Annotated in this window: 14 protein-coding genes; 8 read left to right on the top strand and 6 right to left on the bottom strand. The window is 75.5% G+C overall.

From position 1 onward, the window contains the following. The first annotated feature begins 35 nt into the window (after positions 1 to 35). The 4 genes from MID12_RS20515 to MID12_RS20500 all read left to right on the top strand — a co-directional run bounded on the left by MID12_RS20515 (position 36) and on the right by MID12_RS20500 (position 3,660). Entirely contained in the window at positions 36 to 1,088 is a 1,053-nt protein-coding gene (locus MID12_RS20515) for an AfsA-related hotdog domain-containing protein (RefSeq protein ID WP_040252825.1), read from the top strand. Continuing rightward, positions 1,078 to 2,097: a ketoacyl-ACP synthase III family protein gene (locus tag MID12_RS20510; RefSeq protein ID WP_263169681.1), complete on the top strand. Its 1,020-nt coding sequence runs from the start codon at positions 1,078 to 1,080 to the stop codon at positions 2,095 to 2,097. The genes MID12_RS20515 and MID12_RS20510 overlap by 11 nt, the downstream gene beginning before the upstream one ends. Continuing rightward, positions 2,094 to 2,909, top strand: coding sequence for an SDR family NAD(P)-dependent oxidoreductase (locus MID12_RS20505; RefSeq protein WP_078845125.1), 816 nt, complete (start codon positions 2,094 to 2,096; stop codon positions 2,907 to 2,909). Before MID12_RS20510 ends, MID12_RS20505 begins: the two co-directional genes overlap by 4 nt. A 64-nt stretch (positions 2,910 to 2,973) precedes the next feature. Continuing rightward, positions 2,974 to 3,660 (top strand): HAD family hydrolase, encoded by a 687-nt coding sequence (locus tag MID12_RS20500; protein ID WP_263169677.1) that lies wholly within the window; start codon positions 2,974 to 2,976, stop codon positions 3,658 to 3,660. 380 nt (positions 3,661 to 4,040) lie between these two features. On the opposite strand, the gene MID12_RS20495 is transcribed toward MID12_RS20500, so the two are convergent. Further along, positions 4,041 to 4,763, bottom strand: coding sequence for a LuxR C-terminal-related transcriptional regulator (locus MID12_RS20495; RefSeq protein WP_040252818.1), 723 nt, complete (start codon positions 4,761 to 4,763; stop codon positions 4,041 to 4,043). Next, on the bottom strand, positions 4,760 to 6,040 hold the full coding sequence (locus MID12_RS20490; RefSeq protein ID WP_263169672.1) for an ATP-binding protein: 1,281 nt from the start codon (positions 6,038 to 6,040) through the stop codon (positions 4,760 to 4,762). The genes MID12_RS20495 and MID12_RS20490 overlap by 4 nt, the downstream gene beginning before the upstream one ends. Positions 6,041 to 6,208: 168 nt before the next feature. On the opposite strand from MID12_RS20490, the gene MID12_RS20485 reads away from it, so the two are divergent. Next, complete coding sequence (locus MID12_RS20485; protein ID WP_263169669.1) at positions 6,209 to 7,594, top strand: PspC domain-containing protein; 1,386 nt, start codon at positions 6,209 to 6,211, stop codon at positions 7,592 to 7,594. Then, entirely contained in the window at positions 7,584 to 7,802 is a 219-nt protein-coding gene (locus MID12_RS20480; protein WP_263169666.1) for a hypothetical protein, read from the top strand. The genes MID12_RS20485 and MID12_RS20480 overlap by 11 nt, the downstream gene beginning before the upstream one ends. A 50-nt stretch (positions 7,803 to 7,852) precedes the next feature. On the opposite strand, the gene MID12_RS20475 is transcribed toward MID12_RS20480, so the two are convergent. From MID12_RS20475 to MID12_RS20460, 4 genes are all read right to left on the bottom strand, one after another. Continuing rightward, a complete protein-coding gene (locus MID12_RS20475; protein ID WP_263169664.1) occupies positions 7,853 to 8,488 on the bottom strand; it encodes a class I SAM-dependent DNA methyltransferase in 636 nt (211 codons plus the stop codon). 182 nt (positions 8,489 to 8,670) lie between these two features. Continuing rightward, entirely contained in the window at positions 8,671 to 9,315 is a 645-nt protein-coding gene (locus MID12_RS20470; protein WP_263169662.1) for a DoxX family membrane protein, read from the bottom strand. Positions 9,316 to 9,441: 126 nt separating this feature from the next. Continuing rightward, positions 9,442 to 10,707 carry a hypothetical protein gene (locus tag MID12_RS20465; RefSeq protein ID WP_040252809.1) on the bottom strand — a complete coding sequence of 422 codons (1,266 nt, stop codon included), beginning with the start codon at positions 10,705 to 10,707 and terminating at the stop codon, positions 9,442 to 9,444. A 397-nt stretch (positions 10,708 to 11,104) separates the two neighbouring features. Next, positions 11,105 to 11,890, bottom strand: coding sequence for a class II aldolase/adducin family protein (locus MID12_RS20460; RefSeq protein WP_040252807.1), 786 nt, complete (start codon positions 11,888 to 11,890; stop codon positions 11,105 to 11,107). Between the two features lie 387 nt (positions 11,891 to 12,277). Here MID12_RS20460 and MID12_RS20455 point away from each other — a divergent pair, with 387 nt between their 5' ends. Together MID12_RS20455 and MID12_RS20450 are read left to right on the top strand one after the other, a co-directional pair. Further along, complete coding sequence (locus tag MID12_RS20455; RefSeq protein WP_040252805.1) at positions 12,278 to 13,627, top strand: FG-GAP-like repeat-containing protein; 1,350 nt, start codon at positions 12,278 to 12,280, stop codon at positions 13,625 to 13,627. Positions 13,628 to 13,746: 119 nt separating this feature from the next. Then, positions 13,747 to 14,256, top strand: coding sequence for a pyridoxamine 5'-phosphate oxidase family protein (locus MID12_RS20450; RefSeq protein WP_040252804.1), 510 nt, complete (start codon positions 13,747 to 13,749; stop codon positions 14,254 to 14,256). Positions 14,257 to 14,331 lie beyond the last annotated feature (75 nt).

Raw genomic sequence — 14,331 nt, 5'->3', positions numbered from 1 at the left:
CCTTCCGCATCCGACTGACGTCTGGAGTACCCGAGTTGAGCGTCCACGAGCACCCCGAGGCCGTGCTGCGGCCCGAGCTGTCCTTCGACCGCACCGTCAGCCGCCGCCTGGTCCACCGCTTCGGCCTGGAGGAGGTGTTCCTCACCGACTTCCAGTCCCTGGAGAAGGACGGCCCCTTCCTCGCCGCCGCCCGGCTGCCCCGGGCCCACGCCTACTACGGCGACCACCTCGGCCACCCCCGCGCCCACGACCCGCTCGCCGTCTTCGAGTGCGTGCGCCAGGCGCTGCTGTGCGCCACCCACCTGCACCACGACGCCCCGACCGGCACCAAGGCGATCACCGCCGAGTGCCGCCTGGAGATCACCGACCCGGCGGCGCTGCTGCTGCGCGCCGAGGACGAGCGCGGCTACGACCTGGAGCTGCGCGGCCGGGTCGACCTGGCCAAGCACCACGAGGGCGTCCTGTCCCGGGTGGTGCACGCCGTCGAGGTCCAGCTCTGCGGGGCCAAGGTCGGCACCGTCACCGTCGACACGGCCCTGCGGCCCCCGGCGGTCTACGAGAAGATCCGCCTGAAGGACCGCAGCACCACGCCCCCGATGTCCGATCAGCTGCGCCACCGGGAGGGGCCGAGCGACCTCCCCGCCCACCTGGCCGGGCGCCGGGACGCGGACAACGTGGTGCTCACCCGGGCCGAGCCCGGCGAGGGCACCCTGCGCGCCCTGCTGCGGATCCCGGTCGACCACACCGGCATGTTCGACCACCCGCAGGACCACCTGCCGGGCCCGGTGATGATGGAGGCCGCCCGCCAGGCCGGACTGCTGCTGCTCACCGAGGAGTTCGGCCGCACCCCCGCGAAGACCCAGCTGGTCTCGCTGACCGCGGGCTACCGGCGCTTCGCCGAACTCGACTCCCCGATCACCGTGCACGCGGAGCTGGCCCCCGGTGCCGATCCGCGGGAGGGCACGTACGAACTGACCGTGGAGTTCCGCCAGGAGGACGCGGCGGTGGCCCGGATGGAGCTGCGGTTCGCCGCCACCGAGCGGCAGTCCGGCAAGGCGCACTCCGGCGAGGTGCCCCGTGCGCTGTGACCCGCCGCTCTACCTGAGCGCGCCCGCGGTGCGGCTCGGCGAGGGGAGCGAGAGCGCCGCCGAGGCGGTGGCCGCGGGCCTGGTCACCGAGGAGACCGCCGCCCGCTTCGGCTACCGCTCGCTGCCGCTGAGCGTCCTCGCCCCGGTCGAACTCGCCGTCGCCTGCGCCACCCGGACGCTCGAAACCGCCGCGGTGCCGCCCGCCGAGGTCGAGCGGGTGCTGCACGCCTGGACCCACTACCAGGGCCACGACTTCTGGTCGCCCGCGCACTACGTCGCCGACCAGCTCGGCGCCGACCGGGCCGTGCCGCTCGGCATCCAGCAGATGTGCAACGGCGCGACCGCCGCCGTGGACGTCGCGGTCCGCGAACTGCTCACCGACCCGGCCGCCGGGTGCGCCCTGGTGACCACCGCGGACCGCTTCGGGCCGCCCGGCTTCGACCGCTGGGGCGACCTGGGCGTGGCCTACGGCGACGGCGCCACCTCCGTCCTGGTCACCCGCGAGCCGCACGGCCCCGCCGCCCGGCTGCTCTCCTCGGTGACCGCGGCCGCCCCGGAGCTGGAGGGCATGCACCGGGGGGCCGAGCCCTTCGGCGCGGTGCCCCGCAGCGGCACCGAACGGCTCCGGCCGCGGGTCGCCAAGCGGCAGTTCCGGGCCGACCGGCCGAGCGCCGACTTCGGCAAGACCTGCCGGACGGTGGTCTCCCGCCTCCTCGACCAGGCCTTCGGCGAGGCCGGGATCGCCCCCGGGGACCCCCGGATCGCGGCGGTCGCGCTGCCGCGCCTCGCCTCGCACGTCCTGGACGAGGTCTACACGCCCGCCGTCCGCGACGTCTGCCCCGCACCGGTGCCCGAACTCGGGCGCACCAGCGGCCACCTGGGCGCCGGGGACGCCCTCGCCAACCTGGCGGAACTGCTGCCCGGCGCCGGGCGCGGGGACCTGTTCGTACTCATCGGGGCGGGCGCCGGGTTCACCTGGTCCGCCACTGTCGTGGAGGCCGCAGCATGAGCACCGCACCGACCCTCACCGCCACCGGGGCGCCCGTCCCGGAGGCGGTGCCCACGCCCGCCGCGCTCTTCGACCTGAGCGGCTCGGTGGTCCTGGTCACCGGGGCCTCCGGCGGCCTGGGCGCCCGCTTCGCCTCGGTGGCCGCGGCGGCGGGCGCCCGGGTGGTCCTCGCCGCCCGCCGCGCGGAGCGGCTCGCCGAGGTGGCCGCGGACTGCCCCGGCGCCCTGGCGGTGCCCTGCGACGTGACCTCCGCCGCGGACCGGGCCCGCCTGGTGGACACCGCCGTCGAGCACTTCGGGCGCCTGGACGTGCTGGTGAACAACGCGGGCGCCGCCCGGGTCGTACCCGCCACCGAGGAGGACCCCGCGGACTTCGCCTCGCTGGTCGACCTCAACCTCTCCTCGGTCTTCGCGCTGACCCAGCTCGCGGGCGCGCGGATGCTCGCCCAGGGCTCCGGCAGCGTCGTCAACATCGCCTCGGTGTACGGGATGGTGGCCAGCGGCAGCCTGCCGCAGGCCGCCTACGCCGCGAGCAAGGGCGGACTGGTCAACCTCACCCGGGAGCTGGCCGCCCAGTGGGCCCGGCGCGGGGTGCGGGTCAACGCGATCTGCCCCGGCTGGTTCCACTCCGAGATGACCACCGAGATGCTGGACAACGACTCCGGCAGCACCTGGGTCAACCGGCGCACCCCGATGGGCCGCTCGGGCTCGGCGGGCGAACTCGACGGCGCCCTGCTCTTCCTCGCCTCCGCCGCCAGCTCCTACGTCACCGGCGCGGTCCTGCCGGTCGACGGCGGCTACCTCGCCATCTGACCACCGCGCCGCGCACCCCGCCCGGGGTGTCCGGCCGAACCACCGTCCTGCCAAGGGAGTTGCCATGGCCCCGGCGGCCCGTGCTGCCTTCTTCGACGTCGACGACACCCTCGTCCGCGTCAAGACGATGTTCAGTTTCCTCGCCTTCCACTACCGCTACCGGGGCGAACCGGACCTGGTCTACGAGCGGGCCCGCGGCCGCCTCCAGTCGCTGCACCGCGAGGGCCACACCCGCGCGGACGTCAACCGGGTCTACTACCGCCTCTACCAGGGCGCCGGACACCGCGCGCTCGCCGAGGAAGGGCGCCTGTGGTTCCGGGAGTCGGAGCGCTCCGGGGACTTCTTCCACGGGCCCGCCGTCGCCGCGCTGCGCGAGCACCTCGCGGCGGGCGACCTGGTCGTCCTCGTCTCCGGCTCCTTCTACGCCCCCCTCGACCCGATCGCCGCGGCCCTCGGCGCGCACGTGGCGCTCGGCACCGAACCGCTGACCGAGGACGGCAGGCTGACCGGCGAGGTCGTCGAGCCGATGATCGGCGCAGGCAAGGGCCGGGCCGCCCGGCGCCTGGCCGAGGAGCGCGGACTCGACCTCGCCGAGTGCTGGGCCTACGGCGACCACGCCAGCGACCTGGAGCTGCTCACCTCGGTCGGCCACCCGGTCGCGGTCGGCGACGACCCGGTGCTCGCCGCGCACGCCGCCGGGAACCGCGCCTGGGGACGGCTGCCCGGCATCCAGGTGCCCTCGGCGGTCTGACCCCTGCCCCGGGCGGGACCACTGTGCGGGGTCCCGCCGCCCGCGGCACTCCGGCGGCCCCTTCCGTACGGAGCGCCGGTTCCCGCCGCGGCAGGCGACCGGAGTCAGCCGGTACGCCCCCGCGGCCGGCGGGCGGTGCCGTTCCCCCAGCGGCACCGCCCGCCGCACCTCCTGCGGCCGCCCGACTCCCTCGCCGGGCACGGGAGTTCAGCCCTCCTGCCGCGTACGGGACGTCAGCGCCCTTGCTCGGTACGCGAGTTCAGCACCCCGACCGCGTACGCGCACACGGGAGCCCGAGCACCGGAGCACCGGCGAGCCCGGTCACCGGCCGGCCGCGTACGCGCGCACGGCAGCCCGGTTCCCCTGCCGCGTAGGGGAGTTCAGACCAGTCGCCGGGCCGTCGCCCAGCGGGTCAGCTCATGGCGGTTGGAGAGCTGGAGCTTGCGCAGCACCGCCGAGACATGGGACTCGACCGTCTTCACCGAGATGAAGAGCTGCTTGCCGATCTCCTTGTAGGCGTAGCCGCGGGCGATCAGCCGCAGCACCTCGCGCTCGCGCTGGGTCAGCCGGTCCAGGTCCTCGTCGACCGGCGGCGCGTCGGTGGAGGCGAAGGCGTCCAGGACGAAGCCCGCGAGGCGCGGCGAGAACACCGCGTCGCCCTCCTGCACCCGGAAGACCGAGTCCACCAGGTCGGCGCCGGTGATGGTCTTGGTGACATAGCCGCGGGCGCCGCCGCGGATCACCCCGATCACGTCCTCCGCGGCGTCCGAGACGGAGAGCGCGAGGAAGCGCACCGGCCGCTCGGCGTCCGCCGTCAACGCGGCGCAGCGGCGCAGGACTTCGACCCCGCCGCCGCCCGGCAGATGCACGTCGAGCAGCACCACCTCGGGCCGTACCGCGGTGATCACGGTGACCGCCTGGTCGACGTCGGCGGCCTCGCCGACCACCTCCACGCCGGTCTGCTCGGTCCGGCCGATCTCCGCCTGCACCCCGGTACGGAACATCCGGTGGTCGTCGACGAGGACGACCCGCACCCGCCGCCCGGGGCCCGCGGCCTCCTCCGTACCGTCCGCACCGTCCGCCGACTGGTTCGACTCGCTCATGACGCCGCCTCCGCCCTCTCCATCTCCAGCTCGACCTCGGTGCCGCCGTCCGGCACCGCACGCAGCCGCGCGGTGCCGCCGTTGCGCCGCATCCGTCCGATGATCGACTCCCGTACTCCCATGCGGTCGGCGGGCACCGCGTCGAGGTCGAAGCCGGGGCCCCGGTCGCGCACCGAGACGAACACCCGGTTCCCCTCCACCTCGGCGTACACCTGCACCGCGCCGCCCTCGCCACCGTACTTGGCGGCGTTGACCATCGCCTCGCGCGCGGCCTGGACCTGGGCCGCCAGCCGGTCGTCCAGCGGGCAGTCGCCGACCACGACCACCTCCAGCGGGACGCCGTGCTTGTCCTCGACCTCGGCCGCGGTGCGCTTCACCGCGGCCGCCAGGGTGTCCGGCTCCCGCTCGTCCTCGGCCTTGCCCCGGCCCATGCCCTGGTAGAGCCACTCGCGCAGCTCGCGCTCCTGGGCGCGGGCCAGCCGCCGCACCTCGTTCGCGCTGTCCGCGTTGCGCTGGATCAGGGTCAGCGTGTGCAGCACCGAGTCGTGCACATGGGCCGCGACCTCGGCGCGCTCCTGCGCCCGGATGCGCATCAGCCGCTCCTCCGAGAGGTCCTGCGCCATCCGCACCAGATACGGGCCCGCGAGCAGCGCGATGCCCACCAGCACCGCCAGCGCCGCCTGCAGGATCGAACCGAGGTGCTCGGCCGAACCCTGGAGGACGAAGATGCCGGTGACCCCGGTGCCGACCAGCACCACCCCGGCCGCCGACCGCAGCAGCGTCAGCACCTGGCGGCGCCGCCCGGCCTGGATCCAGCGCGCCCGGCGGGCGTTGTCGGCCTGCCGCCAGACCAGGGCCACGCCCGCGCCGACGAGCAGGGTCGGCCAGAGGTAGGCGTTGGCCGGGCCGCCCAGGTCGACCTTGCTGACGAAGACCGCCGAGACGATGACCATCGCGATCAGCGCGACGATCTGCCCCTTGTCCGGCTTGCGCGCCACCAGGCGCCGCCGCCCGTCCGGCGCGGTCTCGGCCCGGCGGCTCTCCTCCACGCCGCCGACGCCGAGCGGGACGAAGAACCAGAAGGCCGCGTACAGCAGCGCGCCGAGCCCGTCCACCAGGAACAGCCCGGTGAAGGCGAGCCGCACCCAGACCACGGGCAGCCCGAGATGCCCGGCGAGCCCCCGCGCCACCCCGCCGAGCCAGCGGCCGTCACTGCTCCGGTAGAGCTTGCGCGGGGGCCGCGCGGTCTCCTCGGGCGCTGCGGCGGCTTCCTGCATGGCACCGATCGTCACATGCCCGCGCGGGCACCGGCATCAGGGTCGGCCCCTGAGACTCCCCTGACCCGGCCGGGCTCCCGATCCGCCCGCGGTGACCGGGGAGAACTCAGGGTTCAGCCAGGGTCGGCCCGGCTCCCGCGGCGGCCCGGCGACCGTCACCATGGAGGCATGACGGATCAGCACCCCCGAGGACCGGGTCCGGCGCGCGGCAGCGGCGCCGGACCCACCGCCGCCCCGCCACCTCAGGCGGCGGGCACCGGACGGGTGCCCGAGGCGGGCAGGCTGCGCCGGGAGCGGGGCCAGAAGGTGCTCGGCGGCGTCTGCGGCGGACTCGGCCGCCACTACGACATGGACCCGGTGATCTTCCGGATCGTGCTCGCGGTGCTCTCCGTCACCGGCGGCCTCGGCCTGGTCTGCTACGGCTTCGCCTGGCTCTTCGTCCCGCTGGACGGCGAGGAGGAGAACCAGGCCCGCAGGCTGCTCTCCGGCCGGGTCGACGGACCGGCGCTGACCGCCGTGCTCTGCGCCCTGGTGGGCACCGGCCTGTTCCTGTCGATGATGAAGAACAGCTCCGTCTTCACCTTCGCCATCGCCCTCGGCGTGCTGCTCGCCGCCACCGGCTACTGGTCCCGCCACCGGGCCGCCGAGGAGAGCCCCGCCCCCTTCGAGGCCCCCAGCCAGGAGAAGACCGCCACCACCACCTCGGTCTACGGCGGCGCGCCCCCGGAGGCGCAGAAGCCCCCCGTACCGGGCCGGATCCCGTCCTGGTGGCGGGAGCCCATCGTCAAGGACGGCACCCACATCGGCGGCACCGGCTACCTCTGGGGCCCCGAGGGACTGGACGACCCCGCCTCGGTCCCCGGCGCCCTGCGCAGCGCCTACCCCCCGCACCGCGGGGCGCCGCCGCCCGCGCCCAAGCCCCGCGAACCCCGCTGGATCGGCGGCTGGCTCTTCCTGCTCACCCTGCTCGCGGGCGGCCTCGGCACCGGCCTGACCTGGCAGCACCTGAACCTCAGCGGCACCCTGCAGACCGGACTCGCGGCGTCCCTCGCGGTGCTCGGCCTCGGCATCGCCGTCAGCTCCCGCTGGGGCCGCACCGGCGGCGGCTCCCTGCTGCTCGCCGTGTTCACCGCGGGCCTGCTCGCGGGCGCCGCCGCGCTGCCCCCCGAGGTCACCACCGACTGGTCCCGCAAGGACTGGCGCCCCGCGAACGCCGCCGCCGTACGCCCCGAGTACCGCCTCGGCACCGGCGACGCCCGCCTCGACCTGCGCGGCGTACGGCTCACCGGGAACCGCACGGTCACCACCCGCGCCGAGGTGGGCGCCGGGCGGCTGCGCGTGATCGTCCCGCCGGGCGCGACCGTCCGGCTGCACGCCACCACCGGCGTCGGGGACATCCAACTCCCCGGCCAGGACCAGCGCGACGTCGACATCGCCCCCGGAAAGCAGGAGGACTTCGTGCTGCGCCCCACCGCCGAGACCCCCGACCGGGGCACCCTCGCCCTCGACCTGCACGTCGCCCTCGGCCAGGTGGAGGTCAGCCGTGCGTCATGACTTCGGCCCCGGCAAACTCCTCGCCGGCCTGGTCCTCCTCACGACCGCCCTCCTCTACCTCGGCGACGCCGCCACCTGGTGGCACCTCCCCTGGTACGCCGTACTCCCCCTCGTCTGCGGCGGCCTCTTCCTCTCGGCGGCGGTGGCGGTCGTGGGGGTGGGGGTACGGCGGAGGGGGAGGCGACGGGCGGGGAGCGCGGACGGGTAGTCGGGGTGGTCGGCGCAGTCGGGGCAGGCCCCGTCGAGACCCCGCTGCGGTCAGCCCGCCACCGCGCGTGCCATCAGGGTGCCGACGGTCTCGCCCGCCGGGGGCGCCAGGACGGTCACGCTCACCTCGCGGAAGCCGTGGCCGCCGAGGAGCGCCCGCCACTCGGCGGGGGTGTGGTCGTGCCGGATACCGGAGTTGCCGGGCGGCGGCTTCCGGCTCCCCGGCGGCGCGTGCGAGAAGGCCAGCACACCGCCCGGCGCCAAGTGGGCCCGTACCGCGGGAAGCAGCCTGCCCGGGTCGGTGAACCAGACGGCGCCGAAGACCGAGAGCACCACGTCGAAGGTCTCGGCGGTCCCGTCCAGGAAGTCCACCGCCTCCGCGGTGCGGAAGTCCAGCCCCGGCAGGTGCCCCCAGCGCCCCTCCGCGGCGGCCTTGCGGCTCGGGGCGATGTCGACACCCGTACCGAGGGCACCGAGCGCGGCCAGGTGCGCGAGGTTGTCGCCGCCGCCCGACCCCAGCTCCAGGACCCGGCGGCCCGCGAGGGGGCCGAGGATCTCCTCCGCCGGTCCGTGGTCGGGGTACTGGGTCCAGTTGAGCCAGGTCTTCTCGCCCCGGGCGTTCACGGGGCGGCGGGGCCTGCTCCCGGCGGCGAACCGCTCCCAGGCCTCGGCCGACGACATGTCCATTCCGCCTCCTCCGCACGGCATCCTGCCCACCGCACGGGCCGAGGTCGACATCGGAACAAGCCGCACTTCGGGACACGCCTCCGGCCGCACAGCCCCCAACCGCCGCGCCCCGCAAGGATCTTCACCCCCGCGGAAGGGCTGCGCCGGGAGGGGACCGACGCAGCCCGCTCAGGGGGCGGTGCTCAGTTCTGGGGACCGCCGGGAGGGGAGTCGTACTGCGGGGCGGGCGCGGGCTGTGGTGGCCGTCGGCGGTGCCGGAGCCAGGCGTCGGCGGAGAGGAGCGGGGTGCCCGCGAGGATCAGGGGGAGCCAGGCCATCAGGTACGCGAGGTCGTTCCCGTAGTAGTACGGCTCGGTCGTCCAGCTCACCGTCAGCCACAGGCTCAGCGAGATCAGCGCGCCGCCGAGGGCCGCGAGCCGGCCGAGGAGGCCGAGCAGGATGCCGAGGCCGACGGCGAGTTCGCCCAGGCCGATGGCGTAGCCGAAGCCGACCGGGGACTTCAGGGCGAGGTCGACCAGCCAGGGCACCGCGGAGGTGTCGCGGACGCTGCGCATCGTCTCGCCGATCGAACCGGAGCCGTGGGCCGACAGGAAGGCGCTGTCGGTGAGCTTGTCGAGTCCCGCGTAGACGAAGGTGACGCCGAGGAAGAGGCGCAGCGGCAGCAGCGCGTGACGGGTGAGGAGGGCGCGGAGCGGGCCGCCCTGCCGCTGGCCGCGGGCGGACCGGCCGGTGGCTCCGCGGGGGAAGCGGCCGGTGGCTCCGCGGGGGACACCGGCCCGGTGCTCGCCGGGAGTGCCGCCGGTGTCCTCGCCTCTGCTGTGGGCCATCGCTGGACCGCCTCTCCCGCCGGGCCCCGGTGGCCCGTCGAAGGACGGTACGTACGCCGGTTCCGGCCCGTTCATTCCAGCGTACGACGGGGTGGGAGGGGCCGCGCCCGGCCGGGGCGGGGCCGGTCAGTCCACCACGTCGATGATGCGGCGGCCGGTCTCCAGGCCCGCGGCGGTGACCACCTGCACCTCGACCGGGCCGGGCTCGACATCGGCCGGTACCGGGACGGTCAGCACCGTGTCGGTGGGGTTGCTGAAGCCGCCGGGGACGGGGACCAGCGGGACGTGCACCTGTACGGGTCCGAGGCGTACCGCGAGGCGGGCGAGCTGCTCGGCGGTGCCCGCGCCGGGCGGCACGAAACCGGCGCCGCGGATCTCGATGTCGTCGCCGGTGCGGATCGGGCCGTCCAGGTCCCCGGCCTCGCGGGAGCGCACCACGGAGAGGATCACCGGCCGCCCGCCCGCGGTGCAGGCCGCCCCGGCGAAGACGGCCGCCGAGACCAGCACCAGGAGCACCACCGCCCAGGGCAGCGGGGGCAGCTCGCGCGGGCTCCGGGCGAGCAGTACGCAGCCGAGGACGAGCGCGGCGCCGCTCACCACCACGTACTGCGCCCGGGCCCAACTGCCCTGCCCCGCCTCGTCGGTGAAGAGATCGGCCCAGCGCGGCCGGTCGGCGCGGATCCGCTGGAGCCGCCCGGCGCGCACCCGTGCGGCGCGCACCCCGTCCACGGCCACCGCGACCGCCGCGAGCGCGCCGAGCAGGGTGACGAAGCCGGTGGACCGGCCGGGGCCGAGCGCGTCCAGCAGCTCCCGCCGGTCCGCCGCGCCGCTCGCGGCGGCGAGCTGGACGGCGAGGAGCAGCAGCGCGTAGGCGGCGAGGAGCAGCCAGGCCGACGCCACCGTCCGTGCGGCCGAGAGCCGGTTGCCGCCGCCGGTGAGCGGTGCGAGGAGGCCGCCGCGGGCGCGGTGCAGAGAGGCGGCGCCGCCGAGCAGCGCGCCGAGCAGCAGGGCGGCCGCAAGTCCCGCCGTACGGGCGGTGGTCCAGCCCGCACCGATCGCCGTGGCGGCCTCCACGAGCAGCAGCAGGACGAAACCGGTGGCCAGGACCTGGACGGTCCGCTGCCAGAGCGGGTCGAGGCGGGCCTCGGCCTCGGCCCGGCCGCGCGCGGCGACCTGGGCGGCGGACTGGGTCAGCTCGTCGGAGACCCACTGGCGGCTGGCGCCCGCGGAGTGCGCGACGGCGGCGGGCAGGCCCTCGCCCGCGGCGAGTTCGTCCCGCCGGGCGAGGAAGCGGGCGACCGCTCTGCGGTGGCCCTCCCGGGCGCCCTTCGGGCAGTCGCCGCAGGTGCAGCCGCCCTCGTGTGCGCTCTGCCGCGCCTCCTGCACCGCCACCGGACCACTACTCCGTCGTCTGGGACCACCTGCCGTACGGCGGGGCGCTCGTGTCCGTACCCGGCCGCCGTCGGTCCGGTCAACGGCCGCGGCCGATGATCGCCCGATGTGATCATGAACTTTCCTGCTGTGACTGGGAATTGTGCCGCACCCGGGGACCGCGCGGGCACGGCGGAGGCCCCCGTGGGTGTGAAGCGGCCACGGGACGGTTGACCTCGTACTCCTCCGGCGGGCACGGTGCCCGCTATCCGGACACGGGGTGCTGCTCAGCGGCGTACGGGGCGGTCGGTCGACTCGGCGGACACCGGGCCCCGGGCAGTGGGTTGTGGGTTGTAGGTCTCAACTGGTGAACGGCTGCTGCGACGACTGCTGCGGCTGCGGCTGCGGGCTGCGGCTCTCAGGCCAGGAGATCGGGCTCGCTGCGGCTGATCTGCTCCCACATCGGCTGGTAGTTGATCCAGGCGACGAGGTCGTGGCCGAGCTGTTCGCGGGTGGCGACCGCGCGGGCGTGGTCGATGAGGAAGGGCCGGCCGGCGGCGCGGGCCGCGAGCTGCACCTGGCAGGCGCGTTCCAGGGTCAGGAACCACCAGGCCGCCGCGTCGACCGAGTCGCCGACCGTGACCAGGCCGTGGTTGCGCAGCACCACCGCCTTGTGCGGCCCGAGCGCGGCGGCGATCCGGCGGCCCTCCTCGGTGTCGACGACCACGCCCGAGTAGTCCGGGTAGAGCGCGTGGTCCTCGTAGAAGGCGCAGGACTCCTGGGTGATCGGGTCGACGGGCTCGCCGAGCGCGGCCAGGGCGCGGCCGTGCACCGAGTGGCAGTGCGCGACGGCGACCACCTCGGGCCGGGCCCGGTGGATCTCGGCGTGCACCGTGAAGGCGGCCTGGTTCACATGGCGGCTGCCCTCGACGACCTGCCCGTCGTGATTGGCGAGAACCAGATCGCTCACCGTGAGATGGGCGAAGGGCATCCCGAAGGGGTTCACCCAGTAGTGGTCGGTGAGTTCGGGGTCGCGGGCCGTGAGGTGGCCGGAGACCCCGTCCTCGTACCCGAGGCGGCCGAAGAGGCGCAGGGCACCGGCGAGGCGCTCCTTGCGGTAGCGGCGTTCGTCCTCGGGCGATTCGTGCACGGGCGGCATCGCGAACTGCAACTGGTCGACGGGTATCGGAGTGGGCCCGTGCATCGTTCCTCCATCGCGTGCGGTGGTCCGCAGCGGAAGCTACCGGGGGCGGGCGGATCGGAACAGTCCCCGCACGCGGACACCTGCGGGCGGCCGTCCGCCGCGGGAGAAGCGGAGGCGGTTCCGGGGGCGCGGAGAGCACGGCAGGCGAGGGCGGTTCGGGGGCCGGGAGACCGTATGAGCAGGGGCGGTTCCGGGGGCGCGGAGTGCGGTCGCGGCGGAGAAGGGCGCGGACGGGTACAACCCTCGGCCCCGGTGGCGAGTCTGCCTCTGCGAGGCGGGGGACGTAAGCCTTCCGCCACCCACAGGCATCCGCATGGACACCCGGCCCCCGCGCGCCGTTCACCGGCGCCCCGGGCCGGCGGCCGTGTCCCCCACCCAGGAGATTCCGTGCTCGTACCCCGCCATCGACTCGCCGCCCGCTGCGCCGCGGTCGCCGCCCTGCTCACCGCGCCCGTGGTGGCCCTGTCCGCCCCGGCCTCCGCCGACGGCGGGCGGGCCGCGGAACCCGCCGCCGTCCAGGCGGACTTCGACCACGACGGTCTCGCGGACGTGACGGCCTCCTCGCCCGCCGGTTACCAGTCCGTCCGGTACGGGGGTACGGACGGCCGGAACCAGACCGTGACGGTGGACCCCGCCCGCAGCACCGCCCGCGACCTGGACGAGGACGGCTACGCGGACCTGGTCTCCGGCGACACCATCCGCTGGGGCTCCGCCGAGGGGCTGACCGACGAGGCGCTCACCATCCCCGCCGACCAGCAGTTCGGCGGCAGCGGCGTGACCTCGGGCGACTTCGACGGGGACGGCCACGCCGACCTCGTGGCGCAGAAGAAGGACGCCGAGGAGTGGGGCGATCTGCGCGTCCTGTACGGGCCGTTCACCCGCGAGGGCACCGCCAGCCGCTCCTCCGACCTGTCGACCGGCCGCACCTTCGACCCGACCCGGATGGTCTCCGGCGACATCACCGGCGACGGCCGCGACGACCTGGTCACCCTGCACGCCTTCGAGGAGATGTCGGAGTCCTCGCAGTTCTGGGCGGGCGGCGCGGACGGCCTGGCCACCAAGTCCACCACGCTGCCGGACGCCGCGTCCGCGGCCATCGGCGACGTGGACGCGGACGGCTACGGCGACCTGGTCATCCGCACCGTGCCGGGCGGCGTCGTGGAGAACCTCCCCTACGACGCGGGCACCGTGAAGGTCCTCTACGGCACCGCCAAGGGCCCCTCCACCAGCCGTACGACCACGCTCACCCAGAACTCCGCCGGGGTGCCGGGCGCGAGCGAGGACGGCGACCAGTTCGGCTACGACCTCGCGGCGGCCGATGTGAACGGCGACGGCTACGCCGACGTGGCCGCGGGCGTGCCCTACGAGGACCTGACCGCCAAGGGCAGGCCGGTCAAGGACGCGGGCTCGGTGGTGCTCCTCAGGGGCAGCGCGAAGGGCCTCACCGGCACCGGCGCGCAGGCCGTGCACCAGGACACCGCCGGGGTCCCCGGGGCCGCCGAGAGCAAGGACTACTTCGGCAGCGCCCTGTGGACCGGCGACACCGACGGCGACGGCCACCCGGACCTCGCGGTCGGCGCCCCCGGCGAGGACACCTCCAACGCGGACACCGGCGCGGTCTGGCTGCTGCGCGGCTCCCCGGCGGGCCTGACCTCCGAGGGCTCGACCGCCTTCAACCCGGCGGAGATCGGCGCCCCGGACGCCGACGCCCAGCTCGGCAGCGACTTCGCGAGCTGAGGCGGGGTCGGGGTCGGGGTCGGGATCCACGAGCTGAAGCGGCGGGCGGGCCAGGGCCCCGCCCGCCGCTTCGCGGTCCGGCGGAGCCGATTGTCAGTGGGGGCGTGCAGACTGCCCGCATGACTTCCACGAGTGTCGGCAGGAGCGCGGGGCAGAGTGCCGGTTGGGGTGCCTTCGCCGCCGCGGAACCGGAGTTCGCCGCGCGGGCCGAGGCGCGCTTCGCGGACTTCGCGCACCATGTACTCGCGACCCTGCGGGCGGACGGCTCCCCGCGGACGCACGGCCTCGAAGTCCGCTTCCTGGACGGGGAGTTGTGGCTCGGGATGATGCCGGACTCCGCCAAGGCGCTGGATCTGCGGCGCGATCCGCGCTTCGCGCTCCAGGCCAATCCGGGCGCGGGGCAGGGGATGGACGGCGGGGACATCCGCCTGAGCGGCCGCGCCGTCGAGGTCACCGACCCCGCCGTCCGGGCCCGCTACACGGCCGAGGTGGACCCGCCCGACCCGGACGCCTTCCACCTCTTCCGCGCCGAACTCACCGAGGTGGTGCGGACCTCGGTGGAGGGGGCGCAGCTGGTCCTGCGGATCTGGCGCCCCGGCGAGGGGGTGCGCACCGTGCGGCGGAGCTGAGACCACCCCGCGGCGGGACGGGCCACGGGGGTGTCCGTCCCGCTCGCGGGGTCAGGGCCGGTCGGCGGGATCACT

Origin of the sequence: Streptomyces sp. SCSIO ZS0520 (assembly GCF_025643355.1) — a bacterium.
Classification (GTDB): Bacteria; Actinomycetota; Actinomycetes; order Streptomycetales; family Streptomycetaceae; genus Streptomyces; species Streptomyces physcomitrii.
This window is presented reverse-complemented; position numbering and strand designations above follow the sequence as displayed.